Below are 19698 nucleotides of genomic sequence, written 5' to 3' on the forward strand. Positions count from 1 at the left end.
AGCCCCCTACTTTTAAAACGCTAAACGCATTCCAATATTTCCGGTGATATTGATCATTTTGTAATCTAGTCCAAACCTAGCCCCCACCCCAGCATTCGCATAAAAGCTTTTAAATAACCTCACTTCCCCGCCTGTAGTGATGCTCGCAAAAGTGTTATAAAGCTCGCCTTTCCTGTAACTCAAAGTGTTGTTACCAATGAAACGCACCAATTTATCCCCCATAGACCTTACAAGCAAATCCCTACCAACGCCGCCAATCGCATAAAAATAAGAGTTTGTGTTGAAATAATGGCGGTTCTCCAAAGCAAGATCAATCGTTAAAACGGATTTTTTAGACGGATCGGCGTTCGCTTTAAACTGGTTATAAAGCGCGTTATCCATCACCCCATCTAAACCGGTCATGCCAATATAGTAATACCTTAAACCAATTTGAGGTTTTAAAATGATGCTTTTGTTTTTAAACATGAAATCATACCCGTAATTAACTTTTGCGTTCGTCGTCCATGTGCTGTATTGATAAGACTGGTTGATCATAGAAAGCAGAGCGTCGTTGGAGCTGATTTGGGTTTTATTAGCCCCCCAAGTTTCATTGACGCTAAAAGTCAGCTCGCTCTTTTTAATGAAAGCTCTCGCATACAAGCCCACATCCACATTATCGGATTTAGAATTAGTGATGCGTTCATAAAAACCGCTATACCCATAAGCCGCATACCCTCCAACAATCACACCCTTAATGAATCTGTCATAGCCCACATTGACACCATAGAGCGTTCCTGTGCCATTTTCCACAAAGCTCACGCCCCCAACGCCGGTCGCCCAAAGGTTGTTTTTTAGTTTATCCCTTTGAGAGTATTTTAAAATCACATCCATCGCATTAGGGATTGCATCAGCAAATCTTTGGTTTTTAAGACTGCTCAAGCGTTCGCTAAAATCCGTTGAATCAAAGGAAGCGAAATTAGAAAGCTTGGCTAAACGGCTCATTTGTTGCGTGTAAGTGTTGAGCTGTAAAGCATCGGTGGAATTGTTCTTAAGATTGGGTTTAGAAAGCATGCCTAAAGCGCTGGTAATATCTTTCATTAAGGTAACAATGTGTTCAGTGGGCGTGTCTTGCAAATAATAAGGAGCGAACAAGGGATTACCCCCCTTAGCCGCAAAAAGCTCATTCAACCACAGAATGGAATTATTGCCCGCAGATTTGATCGCATTCAAACCAGTGCTGCCTTGAATGTATTTGATGTAATACTCCAAACTAGGGGCATGAATATCCATGGGTTTATCAGAGACGCTAACTTGAACTTTATCATAAAGGATAGATGAATACACCATTTGCCCTTGATTGTCTTTAAAGCTCACCACAAGACCCCCATCTTTAATATTGACCGGTTGGTTGTCATAGCTTAGTGAATCGCCCTTTAATTGCATGCGTTTGCCGTTAAAATCAATGAGGGTGTAAAGCTTGAGGTAATCGCTCAAGCTCCCTCCAAGAATCGTTTGATTATCATAGCCATAAACCATGCGTTTAGCGTCTATAAGCGTGTAAGTGCCTTGTTTTTGAGTGTTAAAATGGATTAAAGCCTGATTGTTATAAGACATGATCGTAGAAGTGCCCGTTACATTAATAATCGTTTGATGGGTGGGGTTATTAAGATTAAAGATTAATGGCCCTTCGCTCTTGAAATCGCCCCCCACATTCAAACCATTTTCATTCGTGCTGAGAGTCGCTCCTTTTACCACATTGAGATTACCGCTAATATCAGCCCTATGATTAGAGTTATTATTAAAAGCGTTATTCACGATCAAATTATTCGCCCTCAAAAGAGCATTTGGCCCTAAATTTAAAGTCCCAATAGTCGTATTTTGTAAGACTTTTGAAAAATCCACTAATCCATTAGCTTTAATGGTTCCTAAAAAAGCGAAGTTATTGGCATTCACTTCTAGCGTTTCATCGGTTGGAACGCTTGAAGTTGAAGAATTAGTTTTTTTCTCGCTCATGCAATTTAAAACATTCACGCAAATCTGACCTTTTTGAACGCTAATGTCATTTTTAGGAGCATTAAGCGTTAAGCCGTTGGTAGCGTTTAAGGTATCTAATGAAATGTTAGAAAAATCTTTAGATACAAAAGAAAGCCTGCCCTGATATTGCGTGAAATTAATCGTGTTTTTCCCATTAAAGATAATGGACTTGCCCGCCACAAAATTCAATTCCCCCCCTGTGGCGTTACTAAACGAGCTGTTATTCACAAACACATGGTTTTTAGCCACAAAATTGAAATTCCCTTTTTGCCAGAGATTGTGCAAGCCTTTAGGTTTGAGTAAAGATCCCATGCCCAATTGTTTCAACTCATCTTGTAAAGATTGAGGCAGTATAGAGCCTAAACCTTGATGATAAACGCCTCCTAATCCCTTATCAGCGACGATTTTATTGAACATTTGCCCTAGGACTTGATTGCTCATGATTTTATTCACTACGCTTTCGCCTAATAAGTCATTTAACGCTTTTTCACCTATGCTAGAAATGGTGTTAGTTAGCTCTTCGCTAGGGTTAGTGATGCTATTTAGAGCGATATTGACTAACACGCTCAAATCCTGTGGGCCGAGCCAAGAAATGAGCTTATTGATTAGGGGGGCTTGTTCAATCATTTGATTGAGAATATCCCCAAAAGTCGTTTTATCCAAGAAACTCTGTAAGTCTTTGGCATCAGCGCTAGAGCCTATTTTATCCAGGGCTTGATTCAAGCCTCCAGGCACAAAATTATTGGCAAAAGAACTCAAACTTTGCTTGCCATACCAGTTATTGATGAAATTCTCTACATTTTCAATCCCTAAAGTTTTCACGATGAATTTTTCAAACCCTGAAGAATGGGCTTGGATTTGCTCTAAAAGCATTTGATCAATTTTTTTTCTTTCCGTAGGATCTAGTGCGTTTAAAAGCCCGTTTTCACCAAAAACATCGCCCACCGTTTTAGAATTTAAAATTTCCATGATCGCGTTTTTAAAAGCGCTCACGCCTAAGAGATCATTCACTTCAGTAGGGCTAAGCAAAGAGCTTAAAGTCTTAGATCCAAAATCTTTAGGGATCATGCTGGCTAAATCTTTAGGGATAGCGTTATTGTTCAAGCTCTCTTCATAAACCATGTTAGAAAGGATATTCCCCAAGCCCTTTTCTCCAAAAAGCTTTTCAATGCCACCTTGCCCTAGATAAGAAAAGATTTTATCAGTCCCTTGAGCGTCAATATTGGCTTGATTGAGCACTAAATTCGTCGCGCTTTCAAAAGACACATTCGCGCTCCCTCCACTCCCCCAAGCGTTCCCGCTGCCGATGGTTCCGGTAATGTAAATGTTTTTAGCCCTAAAATTAGCGTTAATGTAGCCCAAATAAGGCGCACTAGAATTAAGCAATTGCCCTAAATTAGTCTGTCTGAACATCTGGCAAGTGTTATCCCCAACCGCGCATGGATTTTTATAGCCATCGCCTCCAAACCACACCACGCTATTCGTGTTCGTTTGCCCTTCTTTGATCGCCCCTACCACGAGATTGCCTTGAGAGAAATCATAATTAGCCGTGTTGGAAAAATTATTGATAATCTTTAATAAGCTCTTCCAATTTTCTTGGTTTAAAGTGATACCATACTTTTCAAAGATACCAAAAAGAGTTTCAAAACCATTCGGGCTATTGATATTGAGATTGTCCAAATCCCCTGAAGATAAAAGATTGGCTATTTTAGGCAAAAATTCCTTACCCAAACTGGCAATAACGCTTAAATCCTGCTTAGTGATAGCCTGATTATAAATATGTAAGGCTTGTAAGGGTTGGTTTTGCGCGTTATAAGTCCCGGGTGTTTTATTGTTTTGATTAAAGCCTTTGATATTACTGCTCAAATAATAAGTGCCAGCTTTGCCGCTTGTGTGATTATAGGAATTAGAGCTTTCATCATAAGGGTTTTTTTGGTAAAAATACAAGCTAGGAGCGAGATTGAACATCGCATTATTAGAAACGCCGTTTTGAGAGATTTGAATTTTCAAGCGGTTGTTATGCAAGGTTTCTGTAATCGTTTCAGTCGTGTTGAGCGGGTTAATGAAACTCCAAGAATGAACGCCGTTATTAAACGAGTAGTCAGCCTTGTCAATCTGTATGCCATAAAAACGGATCTTTTCATAGCCGTTATTCCCCATCAAACCCTGAATATTTTGAGCTTGTAAAACATTATAAACTAAGGGCTTGTTTTTTGCATCAAATAAATTCACATTAGACAGATTCAAAACGCCTTGAGTTCCAAAGCTGAAATTCCCGCTTGCATTAATGGATAAAGCGTTAGTGCCATTGCCTAAAAGGTTTAGAGCGCCATTTAAAAGAACGCTTTGAAAATTCAGGGTGCTGTTGTTGCTTAAATCAAATGAAGCGTCTGCATTAAAGGTCGCTAATTTAGTGAAAGAAATTTGAGAATTATTGGCATAAAAACTCACAGGAGCGTTAAAAACGCTATCGCCATTGAAATTTAATAAGCTTGAGTTATTGAGATTGAAATTCGTTTCCCCCTCTACGCTAAGCGTATTAAAACTCGCTTGGGAACTTTCAGCTAAATTCATCGTAGAGTTATTTTCAAAAGTAGAAGTGCCTTGGAAATTGATATGGATATTTTTAGCCCTTAAATTGAGCGTCGCTTGATTAAAATTCGTATTCCCTTTGAAATTAATAAGGCGTGCAGAGTTGCCAAAATCAGGCGTTTTACCAAATAGCGGGATGCCATAAAAGGTTACATTAGCGTTATTGAAATTCGCTTGATTGAAGCTTAATTGAGCGTTAGGGTTTAAATTCAAGTAAGAAACCCCGTTAAAAGCAGTCGTGCCGTTAAAATTAGCCACACTATTATTATAAAAAGAAAGGCTTGAAGCGTTTTCTAAAATCGTTTGAGTCTGATCCCCCCCAATATTGATAGCCGCATTGGGTTTGACTGAAAGCCTGGAATGATTGAAAGTAACATTCCCATTCAATGAAGACTGATTCACATTTTTAGACACATCAATGACTATTTGAGAGTTATTGAAAATAATGTTATTAGCTTTCAAATCATAACGAATGCCCCCTCCTAAAATGGAATTAGTAAAAATCAAATCCGTATTCGCAACCATGTTCACATACGATGAGCCGCTTTCAGTCGCTCCGTTAATATTAGTCCAACCGCTAAAAGTGGTGTTTTCAAAAGCGATACGCCCTGAATTAAAATTAAAGCCTCCCCATGTGAAATCCCTAAAGTTAGAATTTTTAATCTCCATAGAAAGCTTGGAATTAAAATTCGCCCATGAATGCTGGCTCGCACTGGTTTGTAAGCCCATAGCCACGGTTTGAAAATTCGTGTAATCCAACCCGTCAGCGTTCAAGGTTTCATCAGCGTTAAAATTGATCGTTGCCCCACCGCCAGCGTTAGGGTTGCCGACATTAAAGTTATTCGTTAAAAAGATATTAGTCGCGTTGAAATTGCCATGCAAATACAGCAAATTATTCTTACCAAACCAGATCGATCCGCCATTGTCATTAGCCTTTTCTTGAGCGCTCCCTAAAAGCAAAGTCCCTACCACCGTAGCCCCAAAGTTCAGCGACCATGCAAAAGCGCTAGAGCCAATAAGGTCTTGATTTTTATAAGGCGCGATATAGCACACGCCAACGCACACAGGGGTTTTTCCTGGAATGAAATCAAATTGCTTCCTCACTTGACTCCAAATATCCTTAGAATCAGCGTCTGTGTGGAAAGGCGAAGAATGGATAGTGAAATATTTATAAGTGATAGAGCCCGGATTAAAAGTCTCTTCAAAAACAAATTTTTGGCCGTTGCTTTGGGTGAATTGCACAAAAAAAGTGTTGTTATCCGTCCTTAATAAAGTCCCTTGTTCGCCACCATAATGGATCAAATTCCATAAATTTTTTGAAAAAGCATTGTCCGCCACAATTTCATTATTATATTTAATGTTATCCCCACTTAAAAGCGTGTAGGTGGTGTTGTCAGTCAAATCCCTTTCAATATTAAAAATACTATTATTGTCAATAGCGATTGAGCCTTTAAGGCGGCTGAAAGGATCGCTATTAATAAGCGTGTTTGTGCCTTTAAAGGTGGTGTTTTTAGTGTCATTAAACGAATAGCTACCGCCATTAAACGAGTTGTTGTTAAAAATTAGATTTTGCGCTTTTGCGTTGATATTGTAAGAATTGAAAGTGTTGTTTTCTAGGGTTAAAGAATTTCCGGCACTGTTTTCGCCCCCTTTATAAATCAAGGTGCCGTTATCGCTAAAACTAACATTCTTAATCACCGCCTTCCCATTAGCGCTAGCGTTATCCACGCCAAAATTCCCCCCTCCACTCACAGAGCCTTTATCCCAAGTGATGTCATTGGCTTTAAGGTTAAAGCCTCCATGCGGGGTTTGGTTACTAAAATTTGCGTTTGTTGCATTCAAGTTGCCATTATCCACAATGAAATTCATCCATGAATTTTGCAAACCGGCTTTATCGCTATTCAAATGAGCGTTAGCGATATTCAAACGCTTTTGAGCGTTAAACACTAAAGTCGCGCCCCCACCGGTTTTGGCCCCATTACCAGAGCGAATGGTGCCGGTAATATCAATTTGATTGGCTTTAAAAACGCCTTGAATATAGCCCACTAGCCCCCATTCAGCCCCTGAAGTTTTCCCAAAACCCACCACGCTATTAGAAGTGGGATTCGCCCCAGCAAGAAAAGGGGTGGTCTGATTGAACACTAAAACGCTGTTAGCGCCGCTATAATCTTGCGTGAAAACGCCTGTGCCAGCAGTCTTCCAAGTCGTCATGCCGTTGAGATAGAACACGGTGTTACTGGCGTTGTTATTGACATTTTTAAGATGAAATACCTCATTATGGATATTCACGCAATGCGTATACCCTAGAGTGCATAAACGAGTGAGCGTGATCCCGTTATTAAAATTTTCTTTGATGTAGTAAGTCAAGCCGTTATCGGTGAATTGGACATTATAAATTTTAGTGCTGTCTGGCGTGGATTGATCCTTATTTACTAGCGTGCCGCTAGGGTTTTCCCCACTAATCCAACGCAGCATTTGATACAAAGCGTTATTATCCTTATAATCCACGCTTTTAGCGTTAAGCAATTGATAAGTCGTGCCTACGCTTAGGCTATTCAAAAGCCCTTGCATGTTGAAAACAACGCCCTTATTGAAAGCAAAATCCGTTTGAGCGCCATTTATTTTAAATTGGTTATTCACATTGAAAGTGTCATCAGTAAAACTGACTTTAGAAGTTTTATTGAAATTAAACACGCCCCCATTGAACGAGTTCCCACTAAAATCCACTTGCTTAGCGTTAAAACTAAACGATCCGCCATTAAACGAGTTGTTATTAAAAGCGTTTGTTTGCTCTGCGTGGTTGAAATTAAACGAACCGCTATTAAATTTGTCTTCATTAAAGGCGTTATTTATGCCATCAAAAGCATAAAAAGCGTCATCTAAAACGGATTTTTCAATGGTGGTCTTGCCTTGAAACTTGAAATTCCCTGCTAAAAAGTTCGTGTTTTTAAAAGTATAAGAATTTTCAGTGCCTTGAAATTTGTAATAAGCCTTGTTGAAATTCACGCTATCAAAAACGCCATTACCGGTAAAATCATACCCCCCACCCGTCCAATCGTAAAAATCAGACTGAGAAACATTGATCTTACCGCTCCCAGAGCCATTCCCTAAAGCGATAAAAGTCATGTAAGAATTTTGTGAAGTGGTTTTTAGGTTTTTAAAATCAGCTCCAGCGATATTAATTTCAGTCGCGCCCACAAAATTCAAAGTCGCCCCCCCACCGGTTTGAGCGCCGTTACCAGTCATCATGTTACCGGTGATATAAACCCTATCGGCTGTGAAAGTGCCAGTAATATAGCCCGTTTTCCCCCAATTGACCCCCTCATACCCCCCAAAACGCACCGTGCTGTTAGATTTAGGGATCGCACCATTAGCCCAAGGGGTCGTAGCGTTAAAGACTAAAGCGCTGTTTTTCCCGCCATAGGTTTGAGCAAATCTCGCATTAGTGTAATTCCAAGTGTTTAAGCCGTTAAGATAAAAAATCGCATCAGCTCTATCATCATTGATATTTTTTAAATTAAAGACATTATCATGGATATTCACGCTATTGGTGTAGTAAAGATTGTTCGCGCCATAATAGACGGATTGTAAAACAATAGAATCAGGGCTAAAAATTTGCCTAAAATGATAGAGCGTGCCGCCTAAATTATAGGTTACATGGTAAGTGTGGGTGTTGTTATTTGAGCTTGTATGATTTTTATCAGCGTCTTTTGTGGCTTGCGTGTTTTTAAGCCTGATGATATTCCATAAATTATCCACATCATTATAAGCGATAGAGCCATTTTTCATGCTAAAGAGCGTGTAAGCGCTCCCTATGCTAGGCGTGTAATTTTGAATGTTAAAAATCGCATTAGGATTAATAGTAACTTTACCGGTCATATTGACAAAAGGCGAAGTGGGGTTGTTGATCGTGGTTGTGCCTTGAAAATTAACATTAGCGTTAGTTCTATTAAAAACAAACCAACCCCCATTGAAGGTCAAATTATTAAAAGTAATATTATTTGCATTAAGAATATAGGCATTCCCTATAGTATTAGCGTTGCCATTAGGCATACTCCCCAGAGTGCTGTTATTAAAGGTAACGCTATTAGCATTAAGATTGAGTTTGTAATGATTGATATTAGAGTTAGTGAAAGTGATGCTCCCCCCGATACCATTCCCACCCTTATAAGTGAGCGCGCCGTTATTGTTGAAAGTTACCCCGCTAATGGTGGTTGTGCCGTTGCTATCCACGTTATCAAAGCCAAAATTCCCGCCATTGACGATCCCGCCATTATAGGTGATCTTTCGCCCCATAGCATTAAAGCCCCCATTAGGGGTTTGGTTGCCAAAATCCGTGTTTGTCAAATTCACGCTGTTATTGGAAATCAAATTGATCCAAGAAGTTTGTGTCCCAGCTCTGTTATTTTGAAAATAAGCTCCGTTAGTGTTTAATTCGTTTGAGCTTTCAAAAACCAGTATCGCCCCCCACCGGTTTTCCACTCATTACCTGAGCCAACAGCTCCTGTGATAAAAATGTCTTTTGCCTTAAAAACCCCTGTAATAAAACCGATATAGCCCTTTTCCCCAAACCATATAGAAGAATTATTAGGTGTTGCGGAAGCGTTTTTTGTCCCTATATACAATTTGCTGTTGTTGTAGTTTTGCGTGAAATTCCTATTCCCCCCAGCCCAAGTGCGTAAAGGGCTGACATAGTAGGATTTGTTGCTGTTATTTTCATTCACGCTATTGAGCCAATACACCGAACTCTTATAATCTTCAGCGCTCAAAGCTGAAACAAACCCTAGCCCTAAGAAGATTTTTTTGTTAAAGGATGCAGAAAGATTTGATTGCGTTTTTAAGGAATAGATTGTCAAAGGCGAGTTTTTGATTTTGTATTTTTTAGCGATTTTCTTTTTAACACCCTTAAACGAGCGGTTTTTACTAAAGCGTTCATTCTTTAAATCTATTTTGCCATTTCTATAAGTCATATTTTGAACCCTTTCTATTATATTATATAATTACATTTCTTAACACTATCCACAACGAAATTTTCATTATATTAATTAAAAGAAAACAAAACAAATCCTTTTATATGTTAGTAACCAATCTCATTATAAAAACCATCGGTTAGTTACTTTCTGTAATATACCTCCTTTAAAAAGCGTAACTATAACTCGCATGGATAAAAACGCTCTCTAAAAAATAAGAATTTTTAAAAGAATTTCTGGTCTTTGAAAAAGGGATTTTAGCCCCAAGCTCTACGCGGTGGTGGCGATCGATCGTGCTGCCAAGCCCCACATTAAACAAGCCGTTATACCCCATAAACGAACTATTTTTCATGCCTAAATGGTTGCTTTGATAAAAATACCCTATCCCAAGCCCCCCATACACCCCAAAGCTGTATTTTTTGTAAGTGTAAAAATCGCTCAACACATCTACATTTAAGCTCAATAAAGAAGTGTTAATCGTGTGGAATGCGGTGGGTTTGATTGCCATAAGGTAGGAAAATTCACCCCTTAACGCTAGAGCTTTAAAAAAAGCGAATTGATACCCCCCTTTAGCCCCCCATAAAAAAGCCGTATAAGAAGAATCACTAGCCGGTTTTGGGGTTATTTTAATGGGGGCTAAACCCACCATAGCCCCAAAATAAATATGACTTTTTTTAGGCTCAAACGCCCCCAACAAGCCCACCCATAAAGCCAAAATGAAAACAATCTTTTTCATTCTAAAGCTTTTTGGTTTTGATAAAACCGCTTGATTTTGTCGTCTATGGGAGCGAGCAAACGATAAAACACCGGCACAATGAGTAGGCTTAACACCATAGAAATCATTAAGCCTCCACTCATCGCAATCCCTATAGGGGATTTCATCGCCGCTCCATCCCCACTCGCCAACGCTAAAGGCAGCATCCCGCAAACCATCGCAATGGTCGTCATTAAAATCGGTCTTAGACGGGTTTTGCCGGCAAATAAAATGGCTTCTTGGATATTCAAACCTTTTTTACGCTCTTCATTCGCCACATCAATTAAAAGCGTGGCGTTTTTACCCACCATACCAATGAGCAAAATCAAGCCTATCATAGAGAACATGCTCAAAGGCTGATGGACTAAACCTAGAGCAAAAAACGCCCCTGAAAAGCTTAAAGGCATGGTAACCATGATGATAAAAGGCTCTAAAATGGACTCATACAACGCCGCTAAAATCATATAAATCAGCACAAACGCTGTCGCTAAAGCGACTAAAAACTCCCCATTGCTCTCTTTGGCGTTATCCGCTTCACCGGTAAATCTGTAATTCGCCCCCTCAACCAGCCATTCTTTAGTGTTTTTACTCACTTGCGTTAAAATCTCGCCCAAAGAAACGCCCGCATTCCTATTAGGCTCAGCAAGCACCGTAACGCTGCGTTGGCGGTTGTAGCGAGAAATACTAGACGGGCTTTTAGTTTCTGTGATTTCCACTAAAGCGTCTAAAAACATCAATTTATCGTATTTGTTACGCACCTGCAAGCGTTTGATGTCTTCTACAGAAACGCGCTTGTCATCAGGCACTCTAATGATCATGTCGTATTCTTTGCCATCTTCTTTGAACACGCTCGCTTGAGAAGTCCCAGAGAAAGCAGAGCTCACCACCGAGCCAATGGTTTGAGCGCTCACGCCGTATTTGTTAGCGTTTTGTCTTAAGATTTTGAGTTGCAATTGCGGTTGCGATTCGCTCGTGCTTGTATGGTAGCTTTCAACCTTGCCTTTTAATTCAGGGCTTTCTAATAAGAATTTTCTCAAATTCTCCACGCTTTTATCCACCGCTTCTTGAGAATGGGAAAACACAAAGGTTTGGAAGGGCGAACTATCCCCACCGCCCCCTATAAGAGCAACTTCAGAAAGATTAATAGTATCTAAACCTTTAGCTTCAGGCAAGCTTCTCAACTCTTTCCTTAAAGCGCGCATCAACTCAAATTGCCCCAATTGATGCTCTTTTTTGCGCTCTTTTAAAGGCTTGAGTTGCACAAAAATCTTAGCCTTAAAAGGGTTTTGCGTGGTGCCATAACCCACTTGCAGGGTGGTAAATTCCACTTCAGCATGTTTTTCAATCGCTTTTTGAAAGATCTTACTCTTTTGTGTCATGTAATCTATGCTCACACCCGGTTTAGCCTTAAGCCACACTAAAAACCTCCCCCTATCTTCTTTCAGTATAAAATCCATGCCGAGTTTAGAAGCCACAAAAAGCGAACCCACAAACACCAAAACCACCGCTATAAAGATAATGAGCTTGTGGTTTAATACCCATTGGAGTAACTTGGTATAACGAGACTCTAAAGCCTTAAAAAAAGGCTCACTCCACACATAAAAACGAGAATGCCTGGGATTGACCACGACTGAGCTTACCATAGGAATAATCGTAACGACCACCACATACGATAAAGCGATCGCTAAAGCCACCGTGATCCCAAAGCTTTGGAAAAAGCGCCCGATAATGCCTTTCATGTTCCCTATAGGCACAAAAACAGAGAGCAGCATCGCTGAAATCGCTACTAGAGCAAAACCAATTTCCCTCACCCCCTCATAGCTCGCTTTTCGTTTACTCATGCCCATTTCTAGCTTTTTATGGATGTTTTCAATCACCACGATCGCATCATCAATGATGATCCCTATCGCTAGCGTTAAAGCCACCATGGTGAGCATGTTTAATGAAAAGCCCATCCATTGAATGAGCGCAAAAGTCCCCATGATAGAAATAGGGATAGAGATCGCTGAAACGAGGGTGATCGTGCCGTTACGCAAGAACGCAAACACCACTAAAACCGCTAAAATCGCCCCTAAAATCAAGTCAAATTTCACGTCTTCAATAGAGGTGCGGATATAGCTCGTGGTGTCTAAAAAAGGTCTGATTTCATAGCTGGGGCTAATGGCTTGAATGCGCTTTAACGCTTCATACACTCTATCTACGATTTCAATTTCATTCGCTCCGGCAATCTTTTGGATTTCTAAAATCACACCGGGTTTGTCTTTAAAGCTCGCAAAAGTGTTGTCTTCTTCCAAACCGATTTCAATCTTTGCAATATCGCCAAGACGCACATGATTACCCACTTGAATCTTTTCCACATCCGCCACGCTATAACTATTCGCATTAATTAAAATAGACAATTCCCTTTGGCTATTGACAATGCGCCCGCCATCAATTTCCACATTCTCCGCTTTAAGCGTGCTGAAAAGATCTGCATAAGTCAGGTTGTATTTATTCATCAAAGTGGGATCGGCATAAATCCTAATCTGGCGCTCCCTAAAGCCGTTGAGCTGCACGCCCCCTACCCCATTGATTTTTTGGAGCATGGGCTTGATGGTGTTTTTAGCGTAGTCATTAAGGGTTGTAGCCGGCACGCTTGAACTGCTCACAAACAATGAAATAATGGCTTGACTGTCGGTATCAAATTTATTGATAGAGGGTTTTTTAATATTAGAGTCATCAAAACGCACCGAAGAAATTTTATTCATCACATCGTTTAAGGCTTCTTCATTAGGCTTTTCTAATTCAAATTCAATGACGACAATACTCACATTTTTAGAACTCGTAGAAGTAACCTTTTTGATCCCATCAATCCCCATCACCGCTTCTTCAATCTTATCGGTTACCTTACTCTCTATGATTTCAGCGCTAGCCCCAGGATAAGTCGTAGTAACCACCACCGTAGGCATGTCAATTTTAGGGAAAAGCGCCACGCTCAATTTTTTAAAACCCATCACCCCAAAAAAGACAATCGCCAAAGCAAACATCAAGGTCGTAATAGGACGATTAATCGCTGTTTTATACATCAAAATATCCTATTATTTCGTTTGGATAAACCCGTCGCCAAAAAGCCCCACTGCCATAGGCTTAGACAAAAGGGCTTCAGCGCTCACTTTCCTGGTGTTTTCATCAACCGTGGGGTAAATCTTAGTGATTTTAATTTCATGCTGATTGGAATCCCCATCTATAGAATAAGTGTAAATATCCCCCACTTTGACTGCATTAATGTATTTAGAATCAAATTCAATAACCAATTTCCTAGCATGGCTGACCAGTCTCAATAACACCGTGTTATTCGCGCTCACCCCTTCGCCCACCTGAATGTTTTTGCTCGCTATCACGCCATCAAAAGGGGCTCTTAAAATGGTTTTATTCAATACCGCAATAGAATAAGCGTAATCAGACTCCAAGCGCCTGTAAGTGAACTCATAACCCTCTAGAGTGTTTTTATCCACAGCACCCCCAATTTTGCTGTATCGTTGGTATTGCTTTTTAGCGAAAATGAGTTGTTGCTCGGTAGAATCGCTTTGAGCCTGTTTGTCTTGATTATACAAAAGCAACAAAACATCGCCCTTTTTGACCACGCTCCCCTCAGTAACCTTAATGCTATCCACAATCCCTGTGCTGTCTAAGGTGAGCTTGGAATCTTGCATCGCTTTCACATTGAAAATCGCATACACTCTTTCGCCAGCTTCCATGCTCAAAAAACTCAAAAAAAGTCCTATTAAAATTTTTCGTATCATTTTCATTCCCTTAATGCACATAGTCGTCTATTTTATGCCCGCTGTTGAAAATGTAATTGGCTTTTTGCACTTCATAATTGTTGAGCGCTAAATTGTAAGCCACTTCTGCATCAAAGCGCGTGGTTAAGCCCCTTAAATAGGTGGTGAAATCCACTAAATTAGCGTCGTATTTCCTTTTAATATTGGCAAAAGAAAGATTGGCCGCATCCAAACTAGCCTTGGAAGATTCAATCTTGGCTCTGGCAATATCAAGCGACTTTCTGTAAAGCTGTTCGTCTTTTTCTTGCTCTAGCTTTTTATACGCTAAATTCTTTTCATTCGCTAATTGGCCTAGCATGATGGATTGTTTTTGCAAGCTCAACCCTATATCATCAAAAATATTCAAAGTCGCAGTAACCCCAGCCGTATTTTGCTGACCGGGGTAGAAGTTCCCAAAACGCCCTGTGGCATAAGCGGGTTTTTGGATCCAAAAAAGCCATGAGTCAAACACATCTATCTTGGGGTAATAATTGAGTTGCTTGTTTTGGTATCTGATTGCGGAAATCTGCTCCCTTAAAGAGACTAAATCCTGCCTTTCTCTTAATTGCAAATTAGGCGCATCAATCGTGGTCTTTTTCAAATTTTTCACACTGAGGTTAGTGAGGTATTCTAAAGTCAAGCGGTTTTGCTCCAAAGCAAATTGCATGTCCAAAATATCGTATTCGCTCAAATTCCCTTGCGCTTTTAGGCTTTGCAAATCATCAATCGTGGTTAGCCCTTTGTCATAGAGCTTAGTAACCCTTTTAATGTCCGTTTTGATTTGCTCTAATTTTTTTTGCAAAGCGATCATGCGAGCGAGGTTGTTAAAATACTCGTAGTATTGTTGCACCACTTGCAAATACACGCTTTGGCGGCTATATTCTAAATTAGCCACATTGGAGCGGTAAGTCGCAGACTTTTCTTTGACATTATTCACATCGCTAAAGCCATTAAACACATTCAATGTGACTTGAGCTTGGAGTTGTTGGGTGTTATAATGCTTATATTCTGGAGTATCCCTAGCTTCATTTTTAAAATTATAACTCGCGTTCAAAGTGGGCAAAAACATCGCTTTGGCGATGGTGTGGTTTTTCATCGCTTGCTTGACGCTGAGTTCTTGCGCTTGCAAACTAAGGTTAGTGGTAGCCCCCTTTAGCAATTCATAAAGCCCCAAAGCGGCTTTATCGCTTTTTTCATGGTATTTAGCAATCTCTTGATTGATCGTGGTCGCTGTTTCTTTAGGCGAGGATAAAAAACTCGGTGTCGCTTCTAAAGAACTTGTCGGCGGATCAATGAGCTTTAAATTCTTATGGCTATAATTGTTAAGGATTTGCTTGATTTCATCTGGGGTTTTAGAGGGGGTTTGCGCTAGAGTTAAAGCCGCACACAAGCCCCATAAACTCGCATATCTTATAATAGTGTTCATCAATCCCCCTATCGCCTGGTGGTTTTGGCATGCACTAATTGCACTAAATATTTTGCGTTTTCTCTAGGCAAATCCGGCAACATCCCATGCCCTAAATTGAAAATATGCCCTTGATTGCCCATGACTTTTAAAATCCTTTCAACGCCTTCTTCCAAAGCGTTTTTATCATAAAGGCGGGCGGGTTCTAAATTCCCTTGCAAAACATATTTATCGCCTAAAATCTTTTTTGCCACCTCTAAAGGCGTGCCCCAATCCACGCCAAACACATCAAATTCCCCATCTATGGTATCCAAATAAGCGCCAATCCCTTTAGGGAAAAGGATAACTGGGATATGCACATAGCGTTTTTTAAGCTCTTTAGAGATTTTTTTCAAATAATCCCAACTGAATTTCAAATACGCTTCTTTTTCTAAAGCGCTAGCCCATGAGTCAAAGATCATCACCGCATTGACTCCTGCTTGGATTTGAAGGCTCAAATACTCTATCAATTCAAGGCTCAATTTTTCTAAAAGCGCTTTTAAAACTTCAGGCTCGCTATAAAGCATTTTCTTGCTTTTGGCATACGATTTGCTCCCCTCGCCTTCTATCATGTAAGTCGCTAAAGTCCAAGGCGATCCGCAAAAACCAATTAACGCCTTCTCTTTAGAAAGTTTTTGGCGCGTTTGAGAAATCGTATCATAGACATAATTCAGCTGTTTATAAGCCCCTACTTTTAGGCTTTCCACGCTTTTTAAATCCGTAATCGTCTCTAAAAAATGCGGCCCCTTTTTGGGGATAAACTCCAAATTCAAGCCCATTTCCAAAGGCACTACTAAAATATCGCTAAACAAAATAGCCGCATCCACGCCTAAAATCTCTACCGGCTGTAAGGTAACTTCTGTGGCCAGATCACTATTTTTACACAATTCCAAGAAACTCCCCGCTTTTTTACGACTCTCTTGGTATTCGCTAAGGTAACGCCCCGCTTGCCTCATCATCCAAATGGGCGTGTAAGGCGTTTCTTTTCTAAAACATGCATCAATGAAAATCATCATAAATCCTTGAAAATTTGTTTAGTGGTTTGTTTTTATACTTTGTAGTTTTAAAAAAGGGTATTTTATCACATTATCCTAAAAATCTAGTAAAATCATAAAAAGTGAAAGCGATGCCAATAGAATAGATATTCAGTCGTGGCGTGCCAAAGGCTTTAGAAAATTTGCTTTGGATGAAATAAAAAGGAATACCGCCCCTTACTTCTACGCTCACGCCAAAATTCTTAGCCGCATTGAAAAACAAGCCCACACTCCCTACTGCTGATTGGATATTGAATTGATACTTATCAATCTTAGCCCCTAAAATTTGGAGCTGATAGCCTAAGGCGATTTTAGGGATCACCCACCCTTTAAAAAGCCTAACCCCAGCGACTAGCCCAGCGCTCATGAAATACGAATCGCCCATTCCTGCATCCAAATACCCCCCCAATAAAGCTTTCTTTTTTAAAACGAACCCTGCCTGAAAGCCTAAAGAAGCGTCATGGTAAATTTTATCCATTAAAATAGGCGGGCGGTTTTTAGGGCGGATGGGGGATCTTTTAGTCGTTTGAGCGTGCTGGTAAAGATAGCCGATCTTAAAAGAGCCAAAATATTTTTTAGTAGGCTCTAGGGGTTTGAAAAATTTTAAATCCTTTTTGGCTAACAAGACCCCTTTCAAAAGGCTTAAGATTAAGAAAAATCTAAAAATCAAAGCTTCAATTCCAATTTTTGTTTGGAAAATTCCACGATCTTTCCATGGAATCTCGCATAAAGTTGCACTAAAGGAATGGTGTTTTCATAAAGCGCTAAGGCGGCATTTAAATTCTCTTGAACGCCTTTTTCAAAAAAATGTTGCAATTCATCATAATCTTCTATCTCTATGCCTAATTTTTTTAAAAAAAGATAGGTGTATTTATCCACCACCATCACTTCTTTAGCGCACGCATAGCATAAAATCGCATCCGCGCTTTCTTTGCCAATACCCTTTTGGTCTAAAAGCCACTCCCTAGTAACTTCTTGTTTAAAATTTTCAAAACTTTGAAAGTCTTTTAAAATATTCCTGCTCAAATCAATCAGTCGTTTGGCTTTTTGGTTATAAAACCCGCTAGGGCGGACACACTCTGCAAGCTTTGAAAACTCTATATAAGCGATTTTTTTAAGATTGATCTCATCATCATTTTCTAAAATGAAAGCGTTTTTTAGATTTTCCAAAGATTTCAAAACGGCTTCAAATTTAGTGTTTTGCGTTAAAACCGCCCCTAATAAAGCTTCAAATTTCAAAGCGTTAGGCCACCACCAAGCAGGGGCGTTTTTCAATAAATCCAAACTCTTTAAAGCCTTTAAAATCTCAAAACTATCCAACACAATAACCGCCTGTAATAAAAAGAAATAAAAAAGAGTATTTTATTGAAAAAGAAGTAAAAATTAAAACAAAAAGCCAACGCTTAAAGCGTTAGCCCCATACAAACACCTTTCTTAAAACTAAGTTAAAAGCCTTAAGATATTTTGTTGAACGGTATTGGCTTGACTCATCGCATAGCTGCCTGATTGCGCCAAAATGTTGTTTTTATTGAAATTCGCACTCTCTTCAGCAAAATCCACATCCCTGATTTGAGATTCAGCCGCTTTAACATTCACTTGAGTGATGCTGATGTTATTCACGGTGCTAATCATTTGATTTTGCACAGAACCTAAATCAGAGCGGACTTTATCCAACATTTTCATCGCAGACTCGGCAATATCAATCACCACCATCGCACCCCTTAAGGTCGTAACCCCAGATCCCAAGCTTTGATTGCCACTAGCGATGACAGCGTTATAGTTCGCGCCACTAGCTGATTTGACATTAGCGTTAAAATTCCCAGTAACATCGCGCAAATTCACCGTGGTTTCTGCCACTTGAGATTCCCCAAAACCAATCGCTGTGAAACCTAAATGCTGTGAGTCAGAAGCCGAAACCACATTGATGCTCTTAGCGTCTAAGCGTGTGAGAGAAAGTCTCCCATAGTTAGTAGAGCCTTTTGTTAAATCCTGACCGCCATTGACCATCGTTAAAGCACTAGGCCCATTACTGACGCTATCGGTTTTAATTTCAATCCCACGACCATCTATACTGCGCAAATTCAAGCGCCCTTTTTGATCCGTATAAGCTTCCACGCCGGTTTCTGAAGTAACCGCATTGATCGCTGCGACTAACCGTCCGTCTGAGTCATTTTTCTTAATATCTGCGATATTACCCAAATGAATCCCATTTAAGGTTAAATTACTCAAACTTCCTGACTGGACCGCCACATCGCTTGTGGTGATAACGCTCGCATAAGCTTTAACCCCTGTTCGGTTAGAGTTTTTGTTGATCACTTCTGCTAACACGCCAATCCCTGTGCCTGCTGAACTAGAGACTTTCACGCTCTCTAAAGTTACATCATTCACGCCATCCACTTGTTTAAAAGTCAAGCTAATATCCCCAGAAGCCGTGATTAACGCGCCTGTAGCGATACGAACCTGACCGATTTTATCGGAAGTGGTAGAGCCGATAGAAGCCTTAATGCTTTGGTTAGAATAAGCCCCTACTTGGAATTCTTTGTTAGTGAATTGACCAGACAATAACGCTTGCCCGTTATAAGTAGTCGTGTTACCGATATTGTCTAAACCTTGAATCAAACGAACGATGTCAGATTGAATCGCTTTACGAGACTCCGTAGTTTGCCCGTCTTGAGCCGCTTGAGTCGCTTTAACCTTAACGGTGTCTAAGATTTTTAATTGCTCATCCATAGCCTTATCCGCAACTTGGATAATCCCCATGCCGTCATTCGTGTTGGCAATCGCTTGACCCAAACTGCTCGCTTGTGAACGCAAAGAATCCGCTACCGTCATGCCTGATGCGTCATCAGCCGCTTTATTAATCCTTAAACCTGAACTCAATCGCTCCAATGAAGTTTTAAGTGCATTTTGAGTGAGTGCGGATTGCACATGCGCATTCATCGCATTGATATTTGTATTGACCTGAAAAGCCATTGTTGTAACTCCTTGTTATAAAAAACCCAAAGGCATCCTTGCTTTTGGTTGGAACTATTATCGGTTAAAGTTTGAAATTTTAAAGGGCTTTATTTTAAAAGCAAAATTAGGAGCATGA

General features: G+C 40.0%; 8 protein-coding genes and 1 pseudogene. All 9 read right to left on the reverse strand.

Annotated features, from left to right (window positions below; all coding sequences use genetic code 11):
• Positions 1–12 precede the first annotated feature (12 nt).
• Positions 13–9575: pseudogene (locus D2C78_06165) on the reverse strand (toxin).
• A gap of 166 nt (positions 9576–9741) precedes the next feature.
• Complete coding sequence (locus D2C78_06170; GenBank protein QEF35482.1) at positions 9742–10311, reverse strand: outer membrane beta-barrel protein; 570 nt, start codon at positions 10309–10311, stop codon at positions 9742–9744.
• Positions 10308–13394 (reverse strand): efflux RND transporter permease subunit, encoded by a 3087-nt coding sequence (locus tag D2C78_06175; protein ID QEF35483.1) that lies wholly within the window; start codon positions 13392–13394, stop codon positions 10308–10310. Before D2C78_06175 ends, D2C78_06170 begins: the two co-directional genes overlap by 4 nt.
• Positions 13395–13406: 12 nt before the next feature.
• Positions 13407–14111 (reverse strand): HlyD family efflux transporter periplasmic adaptor subunit, encoded by a 705-nt coding sequence (locus D2C78_06180; GenBank protein ID QEF35484.1) that lies wholly within the window; start codon positions 14109–14111, stop codon positions 13407–13409.
• 10 nt (positions 14112–14121) lie between these two features.
• A complete protein-coding gene (locus tag D2C78_06185) occupies positions 14122–15555 on the reverse strand; it encodes a TolC family protein (GenBank protein QEF35485.1) in 1434 nt (477 codons plus the stop codon).
• A gap of 8 nt (positions 15556–15563) precedes the next feature.
• Positions 15564–16589 (reverse strand): uroporphyrinogen decarboxylase, encoded by a 1026-nt coding sequence (locus D2C78_06190; protein QEF35486.1) that lies wholly within the window; start codon positions 16587–16589, stop codon positions 15564–15566.
• Positions 16590–16659: 70 nt separating this feature from the next.
• Positions 16660–17277 (reverse strand): hypothetical protein, encoded by a 618-nt coding sequence (locus D2C78_06195; GenBank protein ID QEF35487.1) that lies wholly within the window; start codon positions 17275–17277, stop codon positions 16660–16662.
• Positions 17274–17930, reverse strand: coding sequence for a 3-methyladenine DNA glycosylase (locus tag D2C78_06200; GenBank protein ID QEF35488.1), 657 nt, complete (start codon positions 17928–17930; stop codon positions 17274–17276). Before D2C78_06200 ends, D2C78_06195 begins: the two co-directional genes overlap by 4 nt.
• Positions 17931–18047: 117 nt before the next feature.
• Positions 18048–19580, reverse strand: a complete 1533-nt coding sequence (locus D2C78_06205) for a flagellin A (GenBank protein QEF35489.1) — start codon at positions 19578–19580, stop codon at positions 18048–18050.
• Positions 19581–19698 lie beyond the last annotated feature (118 nt).

It is taken from the genome of Helicobacter pylori, assembly GCA_008032935.1.
Lineage (GTDB): Bacteria > Campylobacterota > Campylobacteria > Campylobacterales > Helicobacteraceae > Helicobacter > Helicobacter pylori_CX.